This is a genomic window from Archaeoglobus sp. UBA230, assembly GCA_002507545.1.
GTDB lineage: Archaea > Halobacteriota > Archaeoglobi > Archaeoglobales > Archaeoglobaceae > Archaeoglobus.
Genome location: DAVR01000029.1, coordinates 154,629 through 176,597, shown reverse-complemented (window position 1 = coordinate 176,597; position 21,969 = coordinate 154,629). Strand labels below are relative to the sequence as shown.

The 21,969-nt window shown below is 46.1% G+C and carries 19 protein-coding genes and 1 tRNA gene; 12 read left to right on the top strand and 8 right to left on the bottom strand.

From position 1 onward, the window contains the following. Window positions 1-15: 15 nt before the first annotated feature. Window positions 16-1,383, bottom strand: a complete 1,368-nt coding sequence (locus BP688_RS09550) for a DHH family phosphoesterase (RefSeq protein WP_290597472.1) — start codon at window positions 1,381-1,383, stop codon at window positions 16-18. A gap of 74 nt (window positions 1,384-1,457) precedes the next feature. Here BP688_RS09550 and BP688_RS09545 point away from each other — a divergent pair, with 74 nt between their 5' ends. Both BP688_RS09545 and thiL read left to right on the top strand, forming a co-directional pair. Continuing rightward, complete coding sequence (locus tag BP688_RS09545) at window positions 1,458-2,105, top strand: 16S rRNA methyltransferase (protein WP_290597415.1); 648 nt, start codon at window positions 1,458-1,460, stop codon at window positions 2,103-2,105. Next, the gene (thiL, locus tag BP688_RS09540; protein WP_290597416.1) at window positions 2,074-2,958 is read left to right on the top strand and encodes a thiamine-phosphate kinase; all 885 of its coding nucleotides are present in this window, start codon (window positions 2,074-2,076) and stop codon (window positions 2,956-2,958) included. The genes BP688_RS09545 and thiL overlap by 32 nt, the downstream gene beginning before the upstream one ends. A 151-nt stretch (window positions 2,959-3,109) precedes the next feature. Here the strand turns inward: thiL and BP688_RS09535 are convergent, their stop codons facing one another. The 3 genes from BP688_RS09535 to BP688_RS09525 are packed head-to-tail and all read right to left on the bottom strand — an operon-like array spanning window position 3,110 to window position 8,236. Next, window positions 3,110-3,673, bottom strand: a complete 564-nt coding sequence (locus tag BP688_RS09535; protein ID WP_290597417.1) for an acetone carboxylase subunit gamma — start codon at window positions 3,671-3,673, stop codon at window positions 3,110-3,112. Further along, the gene (locus BP688_RS09530; RefSeq protein WP_290623926.1) at window positions 3,670-5,886 is read right to left on the bottom strand and encodes a hydantoinase/oxoprolinase family protein; all 2,217 of its coding nucleotides are present in this window, start codon (window positions 5,884-5,886) and stop codon (window positions 3,670-3,672) included. The genes BP688_RS09535 and BP688_RS09530 overlap by 4 nt, the downstream gene beginning before the upstream one ends. A 4-nt stretch (window positions 5,887-5,890) precedes the next feature. After that, window positions 5,891-8,236 carry a hydantoinase B/oxoprolinase family protein gene (locus BP688_RS09525; RefSeq protein ID WP_290597419.1) on the bottom strand — a complete coding sequence of 782 codons (2,346 nt, stop codon included), beginning with the start codon at window positions 8,234-8,236 and terminating at the stop codon, window positions 5,891-5,893. Window positions 8,237-8,330: 94 nt separating this feature from the next. On the opposite strand from BP688_RS09525, the gene BP688_RS09520 reads away from it, so the two are divergent. Next, window positions 8,331-9,509, top strand: coding sequence for an Nre family DNA repair protein (locus BP688_RS09520; protein WP_290597420.1), 1,179 nt, complete (start codon window positions 8,331-8,333; stop codon window positions 9,507-9,509). Beyond that, window positions 9,494-10,276, top strand: a complete 783-nt coding sequence (locus tag BP688_RS09515; protein ID WP_290624614.1) for an SPL family radical SAM protein — start codon at window positions 9,494-9,496, stop codon at window positions 10,274-10,276. Before BP688_RS09520 ends, BP688_RS09515 begins: the two co-directional genes overlap by 16 nt. Here BP688_RS09515 and BP688_RS09510 read toward each other — a convergent pair. Then, complete coding sequence (locus BP688_RS09510; RefSeq protein ID WP_290597422.1) at window positions 10,273-10,836, bottom strand: nitroreductase family protein; 564 nt, start codon at window positions 10,834-10,836, stop codon at window positions 10,273-10,275. The two genes, BP688_RS09515 and BP688_RS09510, sit on opposite strands and share 4 nt — an antisense overlap. 200 nt (window positions 10,837-11,036) lie before the next feature. After that, a tRNA-Val gene (locus BP688_RS09505) sits at window positions 11,037-11,109 on the bottom strand. 78 nt (window positions 11,110-11,187) lie between these two features. On the opposite strand from BP688_RS09505, the gene BP688_RS09500 reads away from it, so the two are divergent. Both BP688_RS09500 and BP688_RS09495 read left to right on the top strand, forming a co-directional pair. Continuing rightward, window positions 11,188-12,432 carry a molybdopterin molybdotransferase MoeA gene (locus BP688_RS09500; protein ID WP_290597423.1) on the top strand — a complete coding sequence of 415 codons (1,245 nt, stop codon included), beginning with the start codon at window positions 11,188-11,190 and terminating at the stop codon, window positions 12,430-12,432. After that, window positions 12,429-14,390: a molybdopterin biosynthesis protein gene (locus BP688_RS09495; RefSeq protein ID WP_290623928.1), complete on the top strand. Its 1,962-nt coding sequence runs from the start codon at window positions 12,429-12,431 to the stop codon at window positions 14,388-14,390. Before BP688_RS09500 ends, BP688_RS09495 begins: the two co-directional genes overlap by 4 nt. 11 nt (window positions 14,391-14,401) lie before the next feature. On the opposite strand, the gene BP688_RS09490 is transcribed toward BP688_RS09495, so the two are convergent. Then, window positions 14,402-15,763 (bottom strand): amidase, encoded by a 1,362-nt coding sequence (locus tag BP688_RS09490; RefSeq protein WP_290623930.1) that lies wholly within the window; start codon window positions 15,761-15,763, stop codon window positions 14,402-14,404. A gap of 70 nt (window positions 15,764-15,833) precedes the next feature. Here BP688_RS09490 and pheS point away from each other — a divergent pair, with 70 nt between their 5' ends. From pheS to BP688_RS09465, 5 genes are all read left to right on the top strand, one after another. Next, on the top strand, window positions 15,834-17,252 hold the full coding sequence (gene pheS / locus BP688_RS09485) for a phenylalanine--tRNA ligase subunit alpha (protein ID WP_290623932.1): 1,419 nt from the start codon (window positions 15,834-15,836) through the stop codon (window positions 17,250-17,252). A 72-nt stretch (window positions 17,253-17,324) separates the two neighbouring features. Further along, window positions 17,325-17,597, top strand: a complete 273-nt coding sequence (gene albA, locus BP688_RS09480; protein WP_290597427.1) for a DNA-binding protein Alba — start codon at window positions 17,325-17,327, stop codon at window positions 17,595-17,597. A 40-nt stretch (window positions 17,598-17,637) separates the two neighbouring features. Continuing rightward, window positions 17,638-18,627, top strand: a complete 990-nt coding sequence (locus BP688_RS09475; protein ID WP_290597428.1) for a 2-hydroxyacyl-CoA dehydratase subunit D — start codon at window positions 17,638-17,640, stop codon at window positions 18,625-18,627. After that, on the top strand, window positions 18,624-19,799 hold the full coding sequence (locus tag BP688_RS09470) for a 2-hydroxyacyl-CoA dehydratase subunit D (protein ID WP_290597429.1): 1,176 nt from the start codon (window positions 18,624-18,626) through the stop codon (window positions 19,797-19,799). The genes BP688_RS09475 and BP688_RS09470 overlap by 4 nt, the downstream gene beginning before the upstream one ends. Window positions 19,800-19,803: 4 nt before the next feature. Next, window positions 19,804-20,565 (top strand): acyl-CoA dehydratase activase, encoded by a 762-nt coding sequence (locus BP688_RS09465; protein ID WP_290597430.1) that lies wholly within the window; start codon window positions 19,804-19,806, stop codon window positions 20,563-20,565. Window positions 20,566-20,568: 3 nt separating this feature from the next. Here BP688_RS09465 and BP688_RS09460 read toward each other — a convergent pair whose 3' ends face one another. Further along, window positions 20,569-21,144, bottom strand: a complete 576-nt coding sequence (locus BP688_RS09460; protein ID WP_290597431.1) for a CDP-alcohol phosphatidyltransferase family protein — start codon at window positions 21,142-21,144, stop codon at window positions 20,569-20,571. Window positions 21,145-21,211: 67 nt separating this feature from the next. Here BP688_RS09460 and BP688_RS09455 point away from each other — a divergent pair, with 67 nt between their 5' ends. Next, window positions 21,212-21,940, top strand: coding sequence for a phosphocholine cytidylyltransferase family protein (locus BP688_RS09455; RefSeq protein WP_290597432.1), 729 nt, complete (start codon window positions 21,212-21,214; stop codon window positions 21,938-21,940). The last annotated feature ends 29 nt before the right edge of the window (window positions 21,941-21,969 follow it).

The following is a 21,969-nucleotide window of genomic DNA, read 5'->3' as shown; positions in this document are numbered from 1 at the left end:
AATATCACTTTTACCTCACTGTTTTTGAAGTTGTCTGCCAATAATTTCGTCCAGAATCTTTAAAAACTCCTTTTCCTTTCCTTCAGGTATCGTAGCTCCGGCAGCAACGCTGTGCCCTCCTCCAGCTCCACCCACCGCCTCTGCAGCCCTCCTCAGCGCTTTGGCAAGGTGAATTCCTCTCTCAACGAGCCTGTAGGTCGCTCTCGCAGAAACCTTTATGCCCTTATCACTTTCGGCGAAAGCCACAATCGGCTTATCCCTGTCTCCTTTGTGGAAGCACATCCCCGCGACAATGCCAACGATTGTGTCTGGAATGTTACTTCCCGCATGGAAGAATCTCAGATACCGCATCTCCTCGATCCCATTCTCGTCCACGAACTTTATTCCATTGGATAGATTTCTCCTGTGATTCTGGAGTAACGTCCTCGCCCTCCTGTATGCACTCTCATCCCCCAGACAAACACCCAGTCCGACATCAGCTTCACCGTATCTTGCAGTTGCATTCAGGAGGGTTGAAAACTCCATGGCATCCCTCTTCTCCGTTCCCTCAGGTTCCTGAAGAAGGATGTAGCTCTCTCCAACGATTCTGAGAATGCTCGTGTAGGGCAGTTTGTATTCCATTGCAAGGTTGACGATTGCTGACACTATCCTTTTTCTTTCTTCCATGCCCAAATCTATCCATCTCATCCACGGCTCGACTTCGAGATTTGACAGGAACTCAAGTACTCCTCTCTCGTTCCCTGTCAGACCCGGTATAAAGGGATCGGAGTTGTATTCCAGCATTTTTGCCACAGGCCTCGTCTGCTTGCCGAAAAATCTCAAATCCCTGACAATGTCAAGGTCTCCAAGCATCATTCCCTCCTTTGCGATTGATCTGTTTATCCCCTGAAGCTTACCCCATCTCGAATCCTGCAAGTCTCCCACAGCACCGACAATCGCGAGGGGTAGTAGATTATTGCCCCCGTTAACGTAATCCAGCAGATTTTCGCTCCTCCTCAAAAACTTTGACACCAGATACGTCGCTCCTGAACCGCTTAACTCAACCGTGCCATCATATCCAAAATCGTGCGGATTCAACTGCATTGGATGAGAGCGTTGAGGAACATGGTGATCGGTTATAACGAATTCAATATCATCCAGAAACTCAAGCTGCCCGCTGCCGAGGTCTGTGAACCAGACAAACACATTTTCGTCTTTGATTTTTTCAATCTCGGCATCATCAAGCTGCTTCACGAATTTCAGTCTGTTCTCAATGCCCAGTCTTTCAAGAGAGATGTGGGCTATCGCACCTGAGGTTATGCCATCAGCATCAATGTGGGTGACGATTAAAACCTCTTCCTGAGACGCTATTTTTGCAGCAATCGCAGACGCTCTGTTCAGCATCTCTTTCACATCAAGAACTCCGAAGGAAAAAACTTAAACTTTTCCGCTCCATTTCCTGTGTGAGAAGTGCATTTGTGTTTTTGGAAGCATCAGTGGAGCTCGTGCCTGAGGAGATACAGAAACATCCCGCAGTTGTGGCAGATGCAAAGAGGAGAGGAAAAAAGCCGAGTAATATTCTGCTCGACGATTCAAAGCATCACTCAGCAATGAAAGGCTTAAAATTCAGGGAAAAGCGAGGAAGGCCAGACATAATCCATCAGTGCCTTTTGCTGTTGCTCGACTCGCCAGTGAGCAGAGAACTCGAAGTATATGTTCATACCGTGAATGGGGTGATCATCAGGGTAAATCCTGAAACGAGACTACCGAGGAACTACAATCGTTTTGTCGGCTTGCTGGAAGACCTATTCGTGAGAAGGAGGATAACTGCACAAAGCAAAACTCTTCTTGAAATAACTGATCTCGAACTGGGTGAGATTGTGAAAGGAAAGAAGGTGATACTGCTCAGTGAGAAGGGGGACAGGAGAGACCTGAAAGAACTAATGGATGAGGAGTTTGCAGTATGCATCGGAGCATTTCCGCACGGAGACATCTTCGAGTCCACGTTAGAGGCTCTTAATAACCCTTTTACCGTAAGTCTTGGGCCAAAGTCCTACACAAGCCTTTATGTTACGAGCAAAGTTCTGTGTGAGTATGAGAGAGTTCGATATGCTGAAAATTGTTGAGGAATTTTTTGGCGATGAAGATGTTGAGGTTTCTGCAGGTAGGCATGATGCCTCTTACGTCAGAATTGGGGATAGGCTCATCGTATTGAGCTGTGATACTGTCAATGAAAAGAGCGACTTTCCACCTTCCATGCTTCCCGAAGAAATGGGGCATATGGCAGTTGCAGTAACCCTTTCAGACCTTGCTGCCTGTGGTGCAAAGCCTCTATACTTCTTAAGCTCGATATCCCTCAAAAGGGCAGATTATGAGTTATTCACAAAACTGCTCAGAGGTATTAAAAGACTCGCATCGAAGTTTGGTGTGAAGGTTGTGGGTGGAGACATAGATTTTTCTGACATCCTTACAATTGTCGGTTTTGCAGTTGGAGAAGCTGATAGGGTGGTAACGAGGAGGGGAGCTAAGCCCGGAGATAATGTCTATGTCACAAATCCACCGGGTAAGGCTGAGGTTTGTCTCGAAATGCTGAGGAGGGGGGCAAAGAGGAAGGAGCTACCCTACCCAGAAAGTCTGTATACTCCTGAGCCAAGGATAGAGGAGGGTAGGAGAATTGCAAGATACTGCAGCGCGATGACAGACATAAGCGACAGCCTCGCCATCTCATCCCATCTGATCGCCAGAAGCAGCGGGGTAAGAATTGTTCTTGACAGTATACCGCTGAAGCACCTTGAGGGATACGCTGAAGACCCTCTTGAGGTTGCCCTTTACGGTGGTGGAGATTTTGAGCTGCTGTTTACGGCAGAGAAAAGTGATGATGGAATAAGAATCGGTAGGGTGGAGGATGGAGAGGGAGTTTTCTTGGAGGCGAACGGTAAGTTAGAAGAGGTTGAGTTCAGGGGCTACTCCCATTTTTGAAAAATTAGTAGAGGATGAAAGTTAGGATGAGAGCGTAGAAAATTGCTGCAGGCAGCGTCAGAGTTATGCAGTCCGAAGACATCCCTTCCTACCTCATACAGACTACCAGTTAAAAATGGGCAAAAATGTAAAAATAAAGGATAAGAAAAAATTAAAGTTTAATATTTTCTTTGATGTATTCGGCAGTTAAATCCTTAACATCAACTTTTTCACATGGGAATTCTCTGCCAAGCCATTTCTCGTAGAAGGTTACAATGTCGGGTAGAAACTCGAATACTGGTGGGTAGCCCGGAGGAACAGCTTCGACTGCAAGGAGCTTACCACATCCCGGACAGAGAAACTCTCTGATCTCTGTCCATTCTGGGTCTGAGTGCATGAAGGGGGGATATAGTTCCTCTATTTCTTCCTGTGTCCTTCTTACTCTGACCTTGGAAAACACCTTCCAGTTAATTCTGAAATCTCCGAACTCGTATCCACAGGCTGCTTTTACAATTGCTTTTCCCTCTTTGCAGACTATGAAAAGGTGCTTAGAAAGAGGTAAAATTATCCTTTCATCCCAAGAAACTTTTCTCTGAAAGTACTCTATCACTGCATCAAAACTGATCTCCGGGCTTTTCTCAGAAGCAATGAGCCTGAAAATCTCGTCCTCACTCGCTTTATTCTCAAGCAGCCTCTCAAGCTCTTTGATTTTTGCCTCAACAACCTCTTCAGTCATTTTGCCACCTCCAACCAGAAGACTCTCCTGCTATCCAGCTTCGTTGTAAAGCCCGGTGGGACTAAGTATGTTGAAGCCGGAGATTCTACTACGGCTGGTCCATCTATCCTATTTCCGGCTCTTAACATCCCCATTTCGAATGTTGGCGCTGTATACCATTTTCCTTTCCAGTATATCTCTCTTTCACCCTTAAACGCTTCCGATGGTGGCTCTTTGGCAACCTCTTTTTCTTCGATCGGTTCGGGTTTCGGCAGCTTTATGAAACCTGTCAGCACCGCCCTCGTGATAGTGTATCCAAACTCTCTGCTTCTTGCAGATGTGGCGTAAACATTACCAAACAACTCATCAAACCTATCGCACAGGTCTTTTACGAGCTCATCTGTGACCTCCAAGCTTGGAGATTCAACCTCGATATCATCCAACATCCCTGCGTAAAGCATCCTAACAGCACCCTTCCACGTTATATCGCCGCTTAATCCACTTCTTATGAACTCATCTTCCACGTAGCTCTTCAACTCTTTCCATGCGTTAGAGAGAACATTTACTGCGTTCTGGTAAAGCAGATTTCTGATACCCTCTATTTCATCAATACTTTTGATTTTTACACCGAGCAATTCTGCAACACCTTTAACTATACTCTCTGCAATTCCCTGAGGTAAAACGCCCGGTAGTGGTGGTATGTAAGCTTCAAGAGATTTCTCAGCCCTCACTCCAATGTCCGGTAAGGTAGCTCCCCAAGCAGAAAAGGCAGGGGCAATTTCAGGAACCATTACACCAGCAAATTTCAACCCCTCTATGTAGGAGGCGACCATGCTCGCCCCTCCACCGCCATAGGAAACAAGATGGAAGTTTTCAGGAGAGAATCCCAGACTTCTGGCAATTGATTCCAGATGCAGGCGCATGTGGTCGGCAACCATTAAGTAAGCTCCCCATGCTGCCTCAAACGGATCCATGTTGAGTTCGTCTGCTATCTGTCTCTTGAATTCCTTTTCAGCATATTTTTTATCCAATTTAACATCTCCACCGAGGAAATAGTCGGGGTTGAGATAGCCGAGAATTAGCATAACATCGTTAATGGTTACAGTTTCAACCCCACCTTCTCTCCAGCATACGCCTATCCTGTATCCTGCACTTTCCGGACCAATCTTTACGCTTTTGGTCAGTGGGTCAACCCTCAAATAGCTGCCAGTTCCAGCTCCAATTGACTCTATCTGTATGGAAGGGACTGCAGCCTCAAATCTTTCGACAATCGTGAATGGTGCTATAGTTGGCTGTCCCGCTATTATTGTTGTAACATCAAAGCTTGTTCCGCCTACATCCGTCCCAATAACGTAATCGAAACCGTAAAGATCGGCAAGAAACTTCGTTCCCACTGCCCCTCCAGCAGGCCCTGAATTGACGGTATGGACTATTCTCTCGAAGGTAGGTGGAACAACGGTGCCGTAGTTTGTGAAGATGTAAAGAGGTGCTCCACAGCCTCTCTTCCTGAATTCGTTCTCAAGTGCTGTCAACTGCTCTCTCGAAGGTTCTGCTGCATAAACCTGAATCACGACTGCATTTAGCCTTCTTAACTCACCGAGGATCGGAGCGATACGATGGGAGAGGAAAACTGGCACCTTTTCGTTCGAAACATTTTTGATTATCTCCTCAGCTTTGAGTTCATGAGCAGGGTTTGCCCACGAATTCAGGAACATTACGATAATGGCTTTCGCACCCCTCTCCAACAGCTTTCTTGCAGCATCCTCAACCTCTTCTTCGTAGAGAGGCACCATCTCAACGCCGGTTATCAGGACTCTCTCCCTAACTCCTGCAATCATATTTCTCGACACCAGAGGTTTTGGATGGAAATGGGAAACCGCATGCAGTCTCTCCGCGTAGCTCAATACATTCCATGCCTGTCTTGACCTACCCATCTTGAGCGTGTCCTCAAAACCAGCCGTTGTGATTATTCCGAGTGGTTGAAGACCCTTTCTTTCCAGAATTCTGTTCAACATTATCGTGCCGGTGTAGATCACCGTCCTCAAATCTTTGACAGCTTCCTCTACACTCAAACCCCATTTTTTGGCAGCATCGCTGACTGAGTTAAGGATTCCTTCAGCCTCGAAGTATGGGGTAGTCTGAGCCTTTCCAACAACAAATTTCCCCTCTTCACTAACCAGAACTGTATCGCTCATCGTTCCCCCTGTATCTATGCCAAGAATGACCGGTTTCATGATCTCACCTCCTCTCTTCCAGATAAACATGTCTGACCTTTTCGATGTCGTAGCCAGCCTCCTTCAGAAAGCTTCTGTAGCCATCTACGAGTTTTCTGTGTTTCTGCAACACCTTTTCGAAGTATTCGTCAAGTTCGTCGGCTTCTGGGATAAAATCTTCTGGTATCTGCCAGAATTCTGTAAATTCTTTCCACCATCTTGGTGACACTTCTTTCTGCTCCTGATACATTCTCGCTACAGGTCTTGTGAATTGTGAACCCAGAATGATCTCCCTCTCCTCTCTGTAAAACTCGGCAAAATTCAAAGCCCTCTCCAGCCTCTCTTTCTTAATCTTTTCCCTTAGCTTTTCTGATTCATTCTTGTCAACCCTCCATACTCCCAGTTTCTCGTCATAGCTTGCCTTGACCCCATACACTCTCTCCATGATTTCAGGAGTGTATACACCCTCGTTTAGGTCATCCTCACACAGTTCAAGGGGTCTGTCGAGCGGATCACCATAGCCCGGTCCCCCGTTCTGTTTGAAATAGTAAATATCTCCCTCAGCCAGCATTCTTGGAAAGTGCGTTGACCAATCGAGTCTTTCGATATACTTGCAGTAATCTCTAAGGTGTTCCTCAAATTCTGGCTTCATTGGATCGTCAGATAGCGGGTAGGGTGCCTTATCTCTGGTTAGTTGCTCAAAGTTAACACCCCTCGCAAGTAAAGTGTAGGCGGTTGCTGATGGGTACCCTCCATACAATCCGGTTCCGGTAAATGCTTTCCCCATGTTCAGATTCTGGATAACATTCTCATCGCTACCAAAGAAAACAGCTACATGTGCATATCCGCTTCCTCCACGCCTCTCGCCGTAGCCTGCGGTATTCGATCTTATCTTTCTTGCAAGATATATGAACCCTGCCTGAATTCTCTCCCATTCCTCCACATCTCCAATATCAGCTTCGGGATTCCACATCGCATAGCCATAATCAAGCCCATCTCTCACAGCATTTGCACCCAATCCCTGGCCAGCTATCTCAAATGTCGAAATTGGGTAGTAGATTCCTGGTGGGTGGCCAGTTTTTCCGTTTGTAACGCCTCCTCCCTGCACGGGATCGGCAGTCATTCCATACCCACTCGCCCCCTCTTCAACAATACCTCTGGAGAACGCTCCCATCGCCACAGTTCTATACAAAGCCTGCATTTGTGGGATGAGGAAGTACCACGGAACCTGTCTGGAAAGATAAGGGTTCGGATCGCCTACCCAGCATTTTTCCGGCAATTTAAGCTTGACGGCTTTGACAAATCCTTCGTTAACGGTTTCACTGTAGCCTATGATCTGAGTCATAACAACCCAGAAACCACCCATAAAAGGTGATATGGCACCATTCCACGGCCATGGACCAGTTCCAGCACTACCTTCGAGGTCAACAACCCATTCACCCTTCTCCGTTATGGTTATCTCCATTGGTAGGGGATGAATCCAGTCATCCTTAGCATGTGGCTGCCACGCTTCGGTGATGTAAGGAGTTTCAGAGAAGCTAACAGTTCTGTATCTTCCGGGAACGAGCCTCTCCATTGTTCTCGCAAGGTAGTCTTCTCTGGATTTCTCTATGATTTCCCTGATCAACTTCAGATAGTAGTCGAGTCCATTTTTCTCTATGAACTGGATGAGTCCCCTCTTTGCCATCTCATTCCCTGCAAGACGGGCTTTTTCATCGAGATCATAGTAGAGTGGTGTCCTGACGCCCCTTCTTGACCTCTCGTAGTAGTGGGGGAAGACCTTACCATCTCTCATCACCAGTTCGCATTCCATGTAAAGCCCATCCTCGAATCTGGCACTGCTCGTGCATATATCATGTCCTGGAGTGTTTGCTCCGATGTCAACCTGATGCGTAACCGACCCGATCCAGCCCACAAGAGTGCCATCGTAGAAAACTGGGGTAATGGTGTGAACGTCTGTCGTGTGAACGTTGCCCAAAGCCGGATCATTGCCAATGAAGACATCGCCATCCTTTATTCCGGGGTTCTCTTCGTAACCACGACGAATCATCCACTTTATCTCTTCACTCATTGTATGCACGTGGACGATAATACCTGTCGAGAGAACTATTGAGTCGCCTTCGGGTGTGTATAACACCCAACATGTTTCCCCAATGCTTCTCGTTATTGGAGACGCTGCAATGCGTGTTGCAGACTCTCTGGCGATAACCATGAGTGATCTTAGATACGCTCTGTCTCTTTCCCACCTCAGAGGGTCTCTCTCATACAGTTCAAGTCTTTCAATCCCCCAGTAACGTCCTGTCTCTCTGTAAAGCCTCTCAGACTCTTCCAAAATCTCTAACAGGGTTTTTCCGTCAGGTCCTATTCCCATGATTATTTATTATCATGAGCAAGTACTTCTCATTTGTGAGCGGATATGCTCAATCGCAAGAAGGCTTTTCTACTTTCAGGTTAGAGTAATCAATGTGCGGTGCATTGAGTGCAGGGGCAGAATGTTCTGCTCCCGCCGAACCTGTCCAATGCTGCCGGCATTCAGACCATCAGTTCAAGTAGAGAAGAACGTCTTTGGATCATCTCCTCCCTCATTTTTCGTGGGCAGATACGGCTATCCCAAGGTAAGGGTATGCCCTGCATTACCACCTATAACGGGAGATACGACCATTTACGATAGGCCAGAGATGTGGAACACTTTACCGATTGAGAAAGTTCTCGAATTTCGCTATTCCATGATCCTTGGTCAGTTCAGCGCAGATGTTAGGAGAAGCAGGGAGGTCGAGGTTGTTCAGGAGCTCAGCCTGTATGATAAGCCAGTTGATGTTGAGATCAATCTTGTAAGAACTCCAAGGCAGATAACGAGCTTTGATGATGTTTTACCACCTCTCGGCCCATCAGCCCCAGCAAAAGACGTGAGGATTTGCTCAACTCCTTCTCCACCCAGACCAGTGGAGAGGGTTTTCTATGAAACCGACCTAAAGGCTGCTGATGCTATGGTTTATCTTTATGGGAAAGGCATCGCTATTTCCCACATCCAGAAACTCCTTTCTGCGGGAGGTTTAGGGGTCAGAAGAAAACTCGTACCGACGAGATGGGCGATTACGGCTGTAGATGATACTGTTTCAAAGCAGCTTTTGGAGGAAGTAAGGCAGCATGACACAATAGACCAATACAGGGTATTTGTGCTGAAGGAGGCAAGGAATCTGTTCATCGCAATTCTGTGCCCATCACAATGGAGCTTCGAGTGGGGGGAAGCTTGGTATCCAGACACGACCTGGAACAGAACGAAGAGGGTGGGTGTTCTGACCGACTCTGAGGGCTTTTTCGGCAGAACTACCTATGCCAAGCTTGGTGGATGCTACTATTCAGCCCGACTCGCAACGGCAGAGTATCTTAACCACATAAAAAGGCAGGCGATGGCGATAGTTTGGAGAGAAATTTATCCGGGATTCAAAATCCCAATTGGTGTGTGGTTCGTGAGAGAGATGCTGAGGAAGATGTACGGCGGTGATTACACGGAATTCGACACTCTCGAGGAGGCTCTGAAGTATATTGGGGAACACTCTTCACTCGGTGTGGAGAGATGGGTCAAGACATCTAATCTGGTGAAGGCTGCAGGGAGGCAGAGGACACTATGGGAGTTCGTGTGATCAGAAAAAAGGTCAAATCTGCAATTGGTAGGAGCAATCTGCCCGGTGTAAACTACACTCTAAACCCATACACAGGTTGCTCTCACGGCTGCGTCTACTGCTACGCCCGCTTATACTGTCCAAAAGAAATCGGGGAAAACTGGGGGGAGGTTGTGGTAGTTAAGGAAAATATAGTGGAGGTTCTGGCTAAGGAGCTGAGAAATAAAAGAAAAGAAGGCAGGTTAATGTTGAGCACGATAACTGACCCGTATCAGCCATTAGAGGGCAAAGAAAGGCTGACGAGGAGAATTTTGCAAATTCTGGTTAACAGCGGGCACAAAGTCAGCATACAGACGAAGAGCAATCTTGTTTTGAGAGACCTCGATTTACTTGTTCGAAGTAGGGAAATTACTGATGTGGGCTTCACGGTAACAACGCTCGATGAGAGACTTGCAGGAATGATTGAGCCCAATGCCCCTCCTCCTCACAAAAGGGTTAGAGCTCTGGAGAGATTGAGAGACGAGGGGATCAGGACTTGGATATTCTTCGGCCCGGTGTTACCCGAAGTGGATGAGGGAGAGGTTATGGAAATCGCTGAGATTGCAAAGGCTACAGAGAGTGCACTTTTCTATGACAAATTCAGGGTGAAAGGATTTATGAAGACTGGGATTGAGGGTGAAATTGCGGAAATGGCAAGAAAAACAGATTGGAAGGTATTGGCAGGAAAAATACAGGAAATATGCAATAGACTCGGAGTAAAGGCTATACCCGCCTTTGGTAGGATTTAGAAATCTTCAAAACTAACAATCTCCTCAAGTTTCTTTCTCTCATACTTGGGCTTTGGATCAGCAGAGTAACCCACAGGCATTATTGTCTGGAGCCTGTAATTTTTGGGTGCTTTTATAGTTTCTTCGACCTTTCTCGGCTTTGGTGGAGTGTATGTAACGGTTGCAAGGTTGAGTTCTTCAAGAGCAAGGAGTAAATAGCCAACAGCAATCCAAGTTGACTGTAGCCAGTAGGGGTATCTTGCTATCCCGAAAACCAGAATTAGATATGGTGCTTCGCTTAAGAATGGCTTCCTCCAGCTGAAATCTCTTTCTTTGAGCCATTCTGCAAGTTCCCCTTTTACATTTCTGTAGAATTCCCGCTCCAGTTCTTCGCAGACCTCTCTGATTTTTGCCTTTGTTGACGGCTCTGCTACGATCAGAAAATGCCAAGGCTGTGCGTTCATACCTGAAGGGGCTTCTTTTGCAACTTCCACTGCTTTCAAAATTATATCTTTGGGTGGTGCATCTGGCAGAAATTTTCTAACGGTTTTTCTTCTTTTAGCCAGTTCAAGGACATGCATGGGGTGAGTTGAATGTGGTTATATAAAAGGTTTTCAAGTCTAACATGTGACTTATACTTGTTCCGCCCCATCTGAATCTCTGTGTGAGTTCTTCGACTATTTTATCAATCATATAGTCTCTACTTAATTTCAAAGTCTAAAACCTGCTCACCAAGCTTCATCAGATGTTCTAACCTCGCACAACTCTTAACGGAAAATAGTGGGCTCGCCCGGATTCGAACCGGGGACCTTCGCCTCGTCAAGGCGACGTCATAACCCCTAGACCACGAGCCCCTGTGGATTGTTGGATGGGTGTCATATGAATTTTGCGGTATGGTTAAGGATAAATACCGATGTGAATAGTCATGCATAATGGTAAGGGAAATCGGGTTCTGGAAGAGGGATAAGGTTGATTCTGCCATAAATAAGCTTTTTGATAGACTTAAGGCCTTAGATGTTGAGGAAATTGATGTTTTCTCCTGCCAATCATACGTCCTCGCTGAAGATGTTTATGCAGAAAAGGATATCCCCTCCTTTGACAGGGCTGCCATGGACGGCTATGCTGTCAGGGCTGAGGACACCTTCGGAGCATCACCTACAAATCCAATAATGCTTGAAATCGCTGGTAATGTTGAAATTGGTGAAATTCCAGATGTTGTTGTCGAGTCCGGAAAGGCTGTTAAAATTGTTACCGGGGCGATGATGCCCAAAGGGGCGAATGCGGTTGTGATGCTGGAATATACAAGAGATAGCGGACAGTTTATCGAAATTCTGAAGTCTGTAACACCAATGAAGAACGTCTCAAGGAGAGGTGAGGATGTAAAAGCAGGCGAGCTGATACTAAAGAAAGGAGAGATTTTGCAGCCACAGGATGCGGGAGTTCTGGCATCTCTCGGCATTGAGAAAGTAAAGGTTTACAGAAAACCGAGAGTTGCAATCATCACAACTGGAAACGAGCTTGTTGAACTTGGAAGCAAGCTTGAGGAGGCGAAAGTATACAACTCCAACAATCCCATGCTCTTCAACGCCTTGGCAGAATTTGGTTTTGATGCTGTAAATCTTGGAATTGCGAGGGATAGCAGGAAAAGTATAGCTGATATGCTTGAAAAAGCCCTGAGTTACGATGCAGTCCTGATTACCGGCGGCACGTCAGTTGGACATAGGGATATAGTCCCCGAAATTGTGTCAGAATACGGTGAAATCCTCTTTCACGGTGTATCCATGAAGCCGGGAATGCCCACTGCTGCAGCGGTTGCTGATAATAAGCCCATTTTTATGCTTCCTGGCTCACCGGCAGCAGCCTTGCTCAGCTTCTACACCTTCGCTCTTCCTGCTCTCTACAGGTTGATGAATGTGAGAATTATAGCGAGAAAGTGGAGCACTCAGAAGGGGATACTGCAGGGGAAGATACCGTCTGAGATCGGTGTTAGGAGCAACGTAAGAGTTCTGTGGGATGGTGGAAATGTTTACCCAATAAGAATTTCAGGATCGGGAGTTTTAAGCTCTTTTGTCAGAGCAAACGCTCTTCTCGTTGTTCCGGAAGATAGAGAAGGATATGATGTGGGTGAGGAAGTTGAGGTTACACTTTTGAGGGACATCACAGAGGTGTTTGAATGAGGAAAATTTTTAGAGATGTTGTTACGGTGGATGAGGCTATTAACAAACTTTACGAATTTTACACTCCAAAGAAACAGGTTGAAGAAGTTGATTTGATGAATGCTGCCGGCAGGGTAACAGCTGAAGACATTTATGCTAAATATGATGTCCCACCCTTTGACAGAGCAACGATGGACGGCTATGCTGTCAGGGCTGAGGACACCTTTCAGGCTGAGGAAGATAATCCCGCCATTCTAAAAATCGTGGGAGTTGTTGAGGCTGGAGAGAAACCAAAAGTTGAGGTTAGAAAAGGAGATGCTGTCGAGATCGCAACTGGAGCGATGATGCCTAAAGGGGCGAATGCGGTTGTGATGGTAGAATATACGAGAAAAAGAGACAGGTATGTTGAAATCTTCCGCCCAGTATCGCCAGGAGAAAACGTGATGTTTGCTGGCAGCGACATAATGGCGGGAGAACTGATAGTTAGAGAGGGAACGAGGCTCACACACAGGGAAATAGGAGTGATGGCGGCATGCGGGATAAGCAGGGTTAGAGTTTACAGGAAGCCCGTTGTAGCAGTAATATCCACAGGCAACGAGCTCGTAAGTCCGGGAAAAGAGCTTGAAGAGGCGAAGATATTCGACGTTAATTCCTACACAATCTCTTCTGCTGTTGTTGAGAATGGTGGAGAAGCGGTTTTTCTGGGGATAGCGAGGGACAACGAGGAGGAGATGCGAAATTTAGTCAATAAGGGGTTGAAGATGGCTGACATCGTGATAACGAGCGGAAGCACATCTGCTGGTGCTGGAGATGTGATGTACAGGATCCTTGATGAATTTTCACCGGGCGTTATTGTGCATGGTATAGCGATAAAACCGGGTAAACCTGCAATAGTAGCAATCTGCAATGAAAAGCCAGTATTTGGCTTGCCGGGTTATCCAACTTCAGCGATGACAGTGTTCGAGATTCTTGTTGCTCCTCTGATCAGGAAGCTTGCGGGAATGAGAGAGGCTGTGGAGGAGAGAATCAGGGCAAATCTTGCAGTAAAGACCTTCTCTGCTGAAGGCAGGAGAGAATTGCTTCCAGTAAACGTTGTTGCTGGCTCAGAAGGTTACTCTGCCTATCCTGTAAGCGGGTCTTACAGCGGGGCTGTAACTGCCTTCGCCTTCACCGATGGCTTCATTGAAATTCCGGAAAACATTGTTATGCTCGAAGAAGGGAGCGAGGTGGATGTAAGGCTATATAGCAAACTGCGGCCAGCTGACTTGATGATTATAGGCAGCCACTGCGTGGGAGTGGAAGTTATACTATCCATCATGCGGAGGAGGGAGGCTTTTAACGCCAAAGTAATAAATGTTGGCTCAACGTCCGGAATTCTGGCAGTAAAAAGAGGGGAGGCGGACATTGCCGGAACACATCTGCTTGATGAGAGCGGTGTTTACAACGAGCCTGTTATTGAAAAATATAGGGTTAAGGATGCAATACTGGTAAAGGGTTATCTGAGGGAGCAGGGATTGGTCGTGGCGAAAGGAAATCCGAAGGGAATAAAGGGCTTTGAGGATTTGCTGAGAGAGGACGTGACGTTCATAAACAGGAATAGAGGAAGCGGAACAAGAATTCTTACAGATATGCATCTCAGAGAGCTTGCCGAAAAAGAAGGTGTGAGCTTTGAGAAGTTGGTTGGCATGATAAAGGGGTACAATGTGGAGGCAAAGACGCACACTTCGGTCGCCGTTGCTGTTGCCAGTGGTAAGGCTGATGTTGGGGTTGGAATCAAAACCGTAGCGTTTCAGTATGGATTGGATTTCATTCCTCTGAGGAGCGAGGAATATGATTTCCTTGTGAGAAAGGACAGAATGGAGAGGAAAATCGTCAGAGAATTCCTTAAAGTCTTAAAGTCGAAAGAATTTGCAGAGGAGCTTAGAAAAGTGCAGGGTTTGAGGGTTTATAATCGAACTGGGGAAATTATTGAATTTTAAAAATAGTAAAATTACAAGCTTGGAACCCTATCCTGCCAGGGACTGATATCTTGGAAGGCTTTGGAGATTCTGAGCACTCCGACATCATCATAATGCCTTCCGACAATTTGCATTCCCACCGGCAATCCATCCTTGCTGAATCCAGCAGGGATTGATGCTGCTGGCTGTCCGGTGAAGTTGAAGGGGTAGGTGAAGGGCATCCAGCCGATAGGCGTTATTGGTTTTCCAGCAATCTCGTCCGGGCTGATTTTTCCGATTTCAAAGGGTTTAACTGCAACAGTAGGTGTTATAAGGAAATCGTATTTATCAAAGACATCTCTGAGGGCTTTCCACAACTCCATTTTTCTTTCCTCAATCCTGATGTACTCTTTGTAAGTCAAAGACTGGGCAAGAGCCATAAAACCGAGATAGGGTGGAAATGCAATCTTCTCCCACTCCTCCATTTTGTCTCCCATGAATGTTACGACTTCCAATACAACTTTCGTCACGAGGTCAGACTCAAGGTTTGGAACGTCAATTTTTACTTCCTCCACTTCTCCAAACTTCTCAAGCTTGAATGCTGCTTCTCTGACAATCTCCTCGACCTCTGGATCAACGGTTGCATAGCCAAGATCAGGGGAGAAGGCTATTCTAACACCATCCGGCTCCTCTTCAATAGCCTTCAGATAGCTCACACCCTCATCAGGTAGAGAGTGCATATCTCTGCTATCCCTTCCCTTCACAATATCGAGCATTAAAGCTGTATCTTCAACATACCTCGTCAGAAATCCCTCTGAGTGCAATCCGACGAACATTGGAAGCGAGGGATAGCAGGGCACCCTCCCGTAGCTCGGCTTGAGACCGTATAGGCCACAGAAGGAGGCAGGAATCCTTATACTGCCACCACCATCGTTTCCGCTCGCTACAGCAACCATACCCGCTGCAACAGCGGCAGCACTACCACCACTGCTTCCTCCCACTGTTTTCGACAAGTCCCATGGGTTTCTCGTAGGGCCAAACATCGGGTTGTCCGTGTAAGCTATCAGACCAAACTCAGGCATGTTTGTTTTGCCAACTATGACGGCACCAGACTTCTTAAGCCTTTCCACAAGCACAGCATCCTCTTCGGGCACATAATTTTCGTAAAGCTTCGAGCAGTATGTCGTCCGCAATCCCTTGGTTTCCACGTTATCCTTTATCGCCACTGGCAACCCAGCGAGAGGTGTGTTGACGTCAACAACCTTTGCTTCCTCCCTTGCCTTCTCATTCATGGTGATGAAGGCGTTTATTTTTGGGTTTAGCTCCTCTATTTTTCTCAGACACTCCTCCAAAACTTCAACTGGCTTTAATTCACCACTCCTCAACTTCTCGACGATGTCAACAGCCCTTTCCATTTTACCACCTCAGAATTAATTGTGAGATTATTGGAAGAAACACTTTAAAACATTTCCACTACCTCCAGCTATGCTCTCAAAGATTGAGGTAATCCTACTCAAATCACTCGAAGCTGGAAGGTCATACACTCCTGAAGAAGCCTCGGAGCTTTCAGGAATGAACAAAGATGCTGTTTTAAAAGCCGCCTACCTTTTGCAAGAGAAAGGATATGTCAGAGTTGTTGAGAAATCTGAAACTGAATACAGACTTACCAAAGAAGGAGAAAAGTATCTAAAAGAGGGTTTGCCTGAGGAAAAGCTCGTCCACCTCGTTAAGAGTGGTGTTGACAACATTGACGAGCTTCGCAAAACCATAGGAAAAGAATTTCAGATTGGTCTCGGCTGGTTAAGGAAAAAAGGTGTGGCTGAAGTAAAAGACGATAAAATCAGACTTTTAAAGGAGCCGGACTTCAGAGAAAAAGAGGTCTTGAGGGCTATAAAGGAAGGTGAGGTAATTGAAGTTGACAAAGTTCTTGAAAGAAGGAAGCTTGTAGAAAAACATGAGTCAAAGCAGGTTTTCATTGAGGTGATAAAAAAACCTGACATTGCCGTTCAGGAGCTTATAACCGATCTTACACCCGAAATGCTTCTTAATGGAAGTTGGAAGGGGAAGGAATTTTTGAAATACGACATTTCCATCCCTTCAAAGGAAATTTATGGTGGTAAAATCCACCCTTACGAGAGGATCATAGAGGAGTGCAGGAAGGTTTTCCTTGAAATGGGGTTTACCGAAATCAAAGGCCATTACGTTCAGCCAGCCTTCTGGAACTTCGATGCCCTTTTCCAGCCCCAAGACCACCCGGCGAGAGACATGCAAGACACATTCTATTTAGACCGCTACGTGGAGCTTGAGGAAGATGTAGTTGAAAGGGTAAAGAAGACACACGAAAATGGTTGGAAAACAGGCTCTACCGGATGGGGTGGGCAGTGGAGTCTTAGAAAAGCTAAACAACTTGTTCTAAGAACTCATACCACTGCAATAACCATTCACTATCTTGCTGAAAATCCTGAACCGCCCCAAAAAGCGTTCTGCATTGATAGGGTTTACAGGAGGGAGACCATTGATGCTACCCACCTTCCGGAATTTGATCAGCTTGAGGGAGTTGTCTTAGATAGGGATGTTGGCTTCAGACACCTCCTCGGATTGCTGAGGGAGTTCTTCACAAAGATGGGTTTTGAGGACGTCAGATTCAGGCCAGGCTATTTCCCCTACACGGAACCAAGTGTTGAGCCCGAAGTTTACGTTGAAGGTCTTGGTTGGGTTGAGCTTGGTGGAGCTGGTGTCTTCAGGAAGGAAGTCACCGAACCGTTGGGTATAAAAGGCAAGGTTCTTGCGTGGGGGCTGGGTATTGGGAGACTTGCAATGCTTAAGATCGGTCTTAAAGACTTGAGAAGGCTTTATTTGCCTGATTTAGGCTGGCTCAGGAGCATGCCAGTTGTGAGGAAGTAAAACTTAATGATTAAATATTTTTCAACAAAATTTAAATTCCCCTCTTAACCAAGAGAACCTGAGGTGAAAAACATGGCTGAACAGGTCGTCTTTGTCGGAAACAAGCCTGTAATGAACTACGTGCTGGCAACACTGACTCAGCTGAACGAAGGAGCGAGTGAAGTCGTCATTAAAGCGAGAGGAAGGGCTATCAGCAGAGCAGTGGATGTTGCAGAGATTGTCAGGAACAGATTCATGCCGGGCGTGCAGGTGAAGGATATAAAGATTGATACTGAAGAGCTCGAATCCGAGCAGGGAAGAAGGTCAAACGTTTCTACAATTGAAATTGTTCTTGCTAAGGGTTAAATACGGAAAATTTTTAATTTTTTAGCTTGTTAAATCCCTCATGAACATTGGGTATCTCTGCACTTACACGCCAAAAGAGTTGATAGATGCTGCAGGGTTCACTCCCGTAAGAATATTTGCTGGAGATGATCAGATTAGCCTTGCCACCGCCTATATTCAGAGTTATGCCTGCTCTCAGGCGAGAGGGAGTTTTGAACGGGCTTTAAAGGGGGAGCTTGATGTGCAAGCTGTTGTGTTTACGAGGTGCTGCGACACTCTGATGCGCCTTGCAGACATCTGGGAGAGGAATACGGACATGAAGGTTTACAATCTCGAATTCCCGTCAAGAATTGATGAAGAAAGCAAGGATTATTACTTCCGAGAGCTCCAAGACTTTGTGAATATTTTAAAGGAATGGGGAGGAGATGTTACCGTTGACAGCCTGAGAGAGAGTTTGAAACTTTATTGGGAACTTGAAGAGAAGTTGAAGAAGCTGTTTGAGGTAAAACCCGATTATGAGGCTGCGAAGAAGGTTCAGGAAATGAACGTGCGGGATGCAATCGAATTTGTAGACAGGAGGTTGAGGAAAGTAGAGAAATCTGGAGTAGGACCAAAAGTGTTGATAACGGGTAGCGTTTGCCCATTCTTGGAAGTTTACAAGCTTTTTGAAGAAGCAGGACTCCTTTTAAAGGATGACATCTGCACGGGGACAAGGTTTTTCACATACAACACTCCCTTAAAGGAAATCGAAAGTGTCGAGGATGGTCTGAGATTTCTGGTAGAGAAATATTTCAATAAGGCCCCCTGCCCGACAAAACACTTTCCCAACGATGACAGGTTCAACTACATCCTCGAATTGGCTAAGGACTGTGATGGGGTTGTTTTTTTACTTTTGAAATTCTGCGAACCACATTTTTACGATTATCCACAGCTTAAAGAAAAACTGGAGGAAATGGGGAAAAAAGTTCTGCTGCTGGAACTTGAATTTCCAATTGCCTCTTACGAGCAACTGAGGACGAGGATTGAGGCATTCTACGAGGTGATAGCATGACCTTGAAGAAGCTGAAAGCAACCGACAGAATGAAGCAGATAATGGGCGGCTACTACATGATGGGGAAGCAGACGGAGGTTAATGGATGGATCACGAGCGGCGCTCCGGTTGAACTGCTTTATGCAATGGACATTTATCCCGTATATCCCGAAAATCACGGCGCGTTAATCGGAGCAGCAAAACAGGGACCTTACTTCAGTGATTTTGCTGAAAAGAGGGGGTTCTCAAGGGACCTCTGCTCCTATGCCCGCTGTGACATTGGATGCGTTTTTGCTGGAACAAGTCCTGTTGGTGGTTTGCCAAAACCGGATTTCCTCTTTGCCTGCAACAACATATGCAACACTGTTATAAAGTGGTATCAGGTCCTCAGCAGGATTTTCAAGGTTCCACTCTTTATCCTTGATACACCCTTCGTCAGAAAGGAGTTGAAGGAGAGTTATATCCAGTATGTCCACGATCAGCTTTACGAATTTGTAGACTTTCTTGAGAAAACTACCGGAAGGGAGTTAAGTGACTCGAAGTTAAAGGAGACATTAATAAAATCCATTGAAGGTGTGAATAGCTACTCTGACGTTCTGCACATGGCTAAAAACAAGCCTTCCCCGCTAACGTGCTTTGATGCATTCTTGAATATGGCACCAATCGTCTGTTTAAGGGGCACCGACTACCCAATCGAATTCTACGCAGAGATGAAAAAGGAGCTGGTTGAGAGGGTCAAGAGAGGAGAGGGGGCTGTAGAGAATGAAGAGGTTAGGCTCCTCTGGGATAACATTCCCGTGTGGTACAGACTTAGATGGTTTGCTGAATTCTTCGCTGACAGAAATGCGTGTCTTGTTGCCGACACCTACACCAACGCGTGGACGGGATTCATTTCAATGGACAAGAGCGACATATTCTGGAGCATGGCAGAAACTTATACCTTCATCTACCTCAACATAGGGCTTGAGCATATGGCTGAGGCTATAAACAGGCTGATCAATTACTATGATGTTGATGGGGTTGTTATTCACTCCAACAGAAGCTGCAAGCCCTACTCCTTTGGTCAATACGAGCTGCAGAAGATGATTGATGTACCTTCAGTTGTTATTGAGGCTGATATGGTAGACTCAAGAGTCTTCAGCGAGGCTCAGGTGGAGACGAGGCTTGAAGCCTTTCTTGAGATGCTGAAGTGATTCCATGATAGTGGCGGGGATAGATGTTGGCTCGTTGACTGCTAAATGTGTTCTGCTGAAAGACGGGGAGTTGGTAGCTTATAAAGTCATCAAAGTTTCACCAAATTTGGAAGAAACTGCTGACAAAGTGTTTGGTGAGGCTCTGGAAGAAGCTGGGATTAATAAAGGAAATATCGAGAGAATAGTCGCGACCGGCTACGGACGAAATAAAGTCAGTTTTGCTGATAGAACCGTTACGGAAATAAGCTGCCATGCTAAGGGTGCTCTTTTCTTCATTCCTACTGCAAGAACGGTTATTGACATAGGGGGGCAGGACAGCAAAGTCATCTCGATTGAGAACGGTAAGGTCGCAGAGTTCGTGATGAATGATAAATGTGCTGCTGGTACGGGCAGATTCCTTGAGGTCATGGCTTCCGCCTTACACCTGAAAATCGAGGACCTCGGAGATGTAGCAGAGAGAGCGAATAGGGCAACGAAGATTTCTTCAACCTGCACGGTTTTTGCAGAGTCTGAAGTGATCAGCCATCTTGCCTCTGGAGAGAGGGTGGAGGACATTGTTGCGGGAATACATGAGGCAATAGCCTCAAGAATAGCTGCAATGGCGAGGAGGGTTAAAGTTGAGCCCGATGTGGTTCTGACTGGTGGCGTGGCAAAAAACAAAGCGATGAAGAAAGCCCTTGAGAGAGAACTCGGAATGGAGGTAAAAATTCCCGCTGAGCCTCAGATAGTGGGAGCTGTTGGTGCAGCATTGTTTGCGATGAGCTAAAGATTAAAGTTGCTTTATGGTGTGGATCATGCGGTGGAAGGTGGTGATGAAGCCGAGAATAGCCACCACCCATAGAGTCAAGCTGTAAACAAACACCTCTTTTTGCATTGTATGTCCAGCAACGAGTCCGACCATTATAATCGCAAGCCTCGTGTCTCTTCCACCGATACCAACCTTGCATTCTGCCCCCTCAGCCTCCGCCATTGCTCTGGTTATACTTACACCAAAGGAACCGACTGCAGCGAGAAAGCCGGCTAACCACAGGTAAACTGGGTAGAGATACACGATGCCAATAACGATAGCAGCATCAACGAACCTGTCAAAAACCCTATCGAGATATGCTCCCTTCTTTGTCGTTTTTCCAGTCAATCTTGCCAGATCACCATCTGTGCAGTCCAGTATCTGGGAGATGAGCAGTATAAGAACTCCTAAGTATATCTCATGCGTAGCTATGACTGCAGCAGATACCAATCCGACTGCTGTGGCGATGAACGTCACCGTATTCGGCGTAATGCTCGTTTTCGACAGCAGTTTCGCAAGAGGTCTTGAGAACCTCCGATAAACGAGTTCCGTCAGCAAATACTCCCATTTGATTCAAATCACCCCTTGGGGGTAGTTTTAAATAACTCCCCTTTTAACATTTTCCATGGAGGCAGTAATACTTGCTGCGGGCTATGGTTCAAGACTGGGACATCATACTCGTGAAATCCCAAAAGCTCTACTCAAAATCGGTAACAAACCTCTTATCTATTACGCGGTTCAGGCACTGGAGGGAAGGGGGATAAGGGATATAATCGTAGTTACGGGTCATAAGGGTTACAAGTTGAGGGAGTATCTTTCCCGATTCGATCTGAATTTTAAATTCGTTCACAACAGTCTTTACAAAAAAACAAACAATATATACAGCTTGCATCTTGCCATTGACTACGTTCGGAAGGGATTTTACATTTTGAACTCGGACGTCCTCTTTCATCCGAAGATATTTGACTATCTTCACGACAACAGCAGTGAGAATCTGACACTGTCTGTTGATACTGTTAAAAAGCTTGGAGAAGAAGAGATGAAGGTAAAGATTGTTGATAGTTCTGTTAAGAAGATCAGCAAACAGATACCACCGAACGAAGCTAATGGTGAGTATATCGGGATTGCGAAGGTTCATCAGAATGCTGTTGATGACCTGAGCGAGCATATCACTCTGGTTATGGACAAAAAAGGGAGAAGGGTCTTCTACGAGGAGGCTTTTCAGTCAATGATTGATGCTGGACTTGAAGTGTCCTACGAGTCCACGAAGGGTTTGCCGTGGATAGAAATAGACACTCCATCTGATTTAATGGCCGCAAGGTATATCATCTATCCGAGCATTCAGCAAAGTTAAAAAGAGTAGCAGAATATTTTTCTAAAATT

Bases quoted from the DNA above. Each gene is read 5' to 3' on its own strand.
- BP688_RS09550 (WP_290597472.1), bottom strand. From the start codon at position 1,383: ATGCTGAACAGAGCGTCTGCGATTGCTGCAAAAATAGCGTCTCAGGAA.
- thiL (WP_290597416.1), top strand. From the start codon at position 2,074: ATGAGAGAGTTCGATATGCTGAAAATTGTTGAGGAATTTTTTGGCGAT.
- BP688_RS09535 (WP_290597417.1), bottom strand. From the start codon at position 3,673: ATGACTGAAGAGGTTGTTGAGGCAAAAATCAAAGAGCTTGAGAGGCTG.
- BP688_RS09530 (WP_290623926.1), bottom strand. From the start codon at position 5,886: ATGAAACCGGTCATTCTTGGCATAGATACAGGGGGAACGATGAGCGAT.
- BP688_RS09525 (WP_290597419.1), bottom strand. From the start codon at position 8,236: ATGGGAATAGGACCTGACGGAAAAACCCTGTTAGAGATTTTGGAAGAG.
- BP688_RS09515 (WP_290624614.1), top strand. From the start codon at position 9,494: ATGGGAGTTCGTGTGATCAGAAAAAAGGTCAAATCTGCAATTGGTAGG.
- BP688_RS09510 (WP_290597422.1), bottom strand. From the start codon at position 10,836: ATGCATGTCCTTGAACTGGCTAAAAGAAGAAAAACCGTTAGAAAATTT.
- BP688_RS09500 (WP_290597423.1), top strand. From the start codon at position 11,188: ATGGTAAGGGAAATCGGGTTCTGGAAGAGGGATAAGGTTGATTCTGCC.
- BP688_RS09495 (WP_290623928.1), top strand. From the start codon at position 12,429: ATGAGGAAAATTTTTAGAGATGTTGTTACGGTGGATGAGGCTATTAAC.
- BP688_RS09490 (WP_290623930.1), bottom strand. From the start codon at position 15,763: ATGGAAAGGGCTGTTGACATCGTCGAGAAGTTGAGGAGTGGTGAATTA.
- pheS (WP_290623932.1), top strand. From the start codon at position 15,834: ATGCTCTCAAAGATTGAGGTAATCCTACTCAAATCACTCGAAGCTGGA.
- albA (WP_290597427.1), top strand. From the start codon at position 17,325: ATGGCTGAACAGGTCGTCTTTGTCGGAAACAAGCCTGTAATGAACTAC.
- BP688_RS09475 (WP_290597428.1), top strand. From the start codon at position 17,638: ATGAACATTGGGTATCTCTGCACTTACACGCCAAAAGAGTTGATAGAT.
- BP688_RS09470 (WP_290597429.1), top strand. From the start codon at position 18,624: ATGACCTTGAAGAAGCTGAAAGCAACCGACAGAATGAAGCAGATAATG.
- BP688_RS09465 (WP_290597430.1), top strand. From the start codon at position 19,804: ATGATAGTGGCGGGGATAGATGTTGGCTCGTTGACTGCTAAATGTGTT.
- BP688_RS09455 (WP_290597432.1), top strand. From the start codon at position 21,212: ATGGAGGCAGTAATACTTGCTGCGGGCTATGGTTCAAGACTGGGACAT.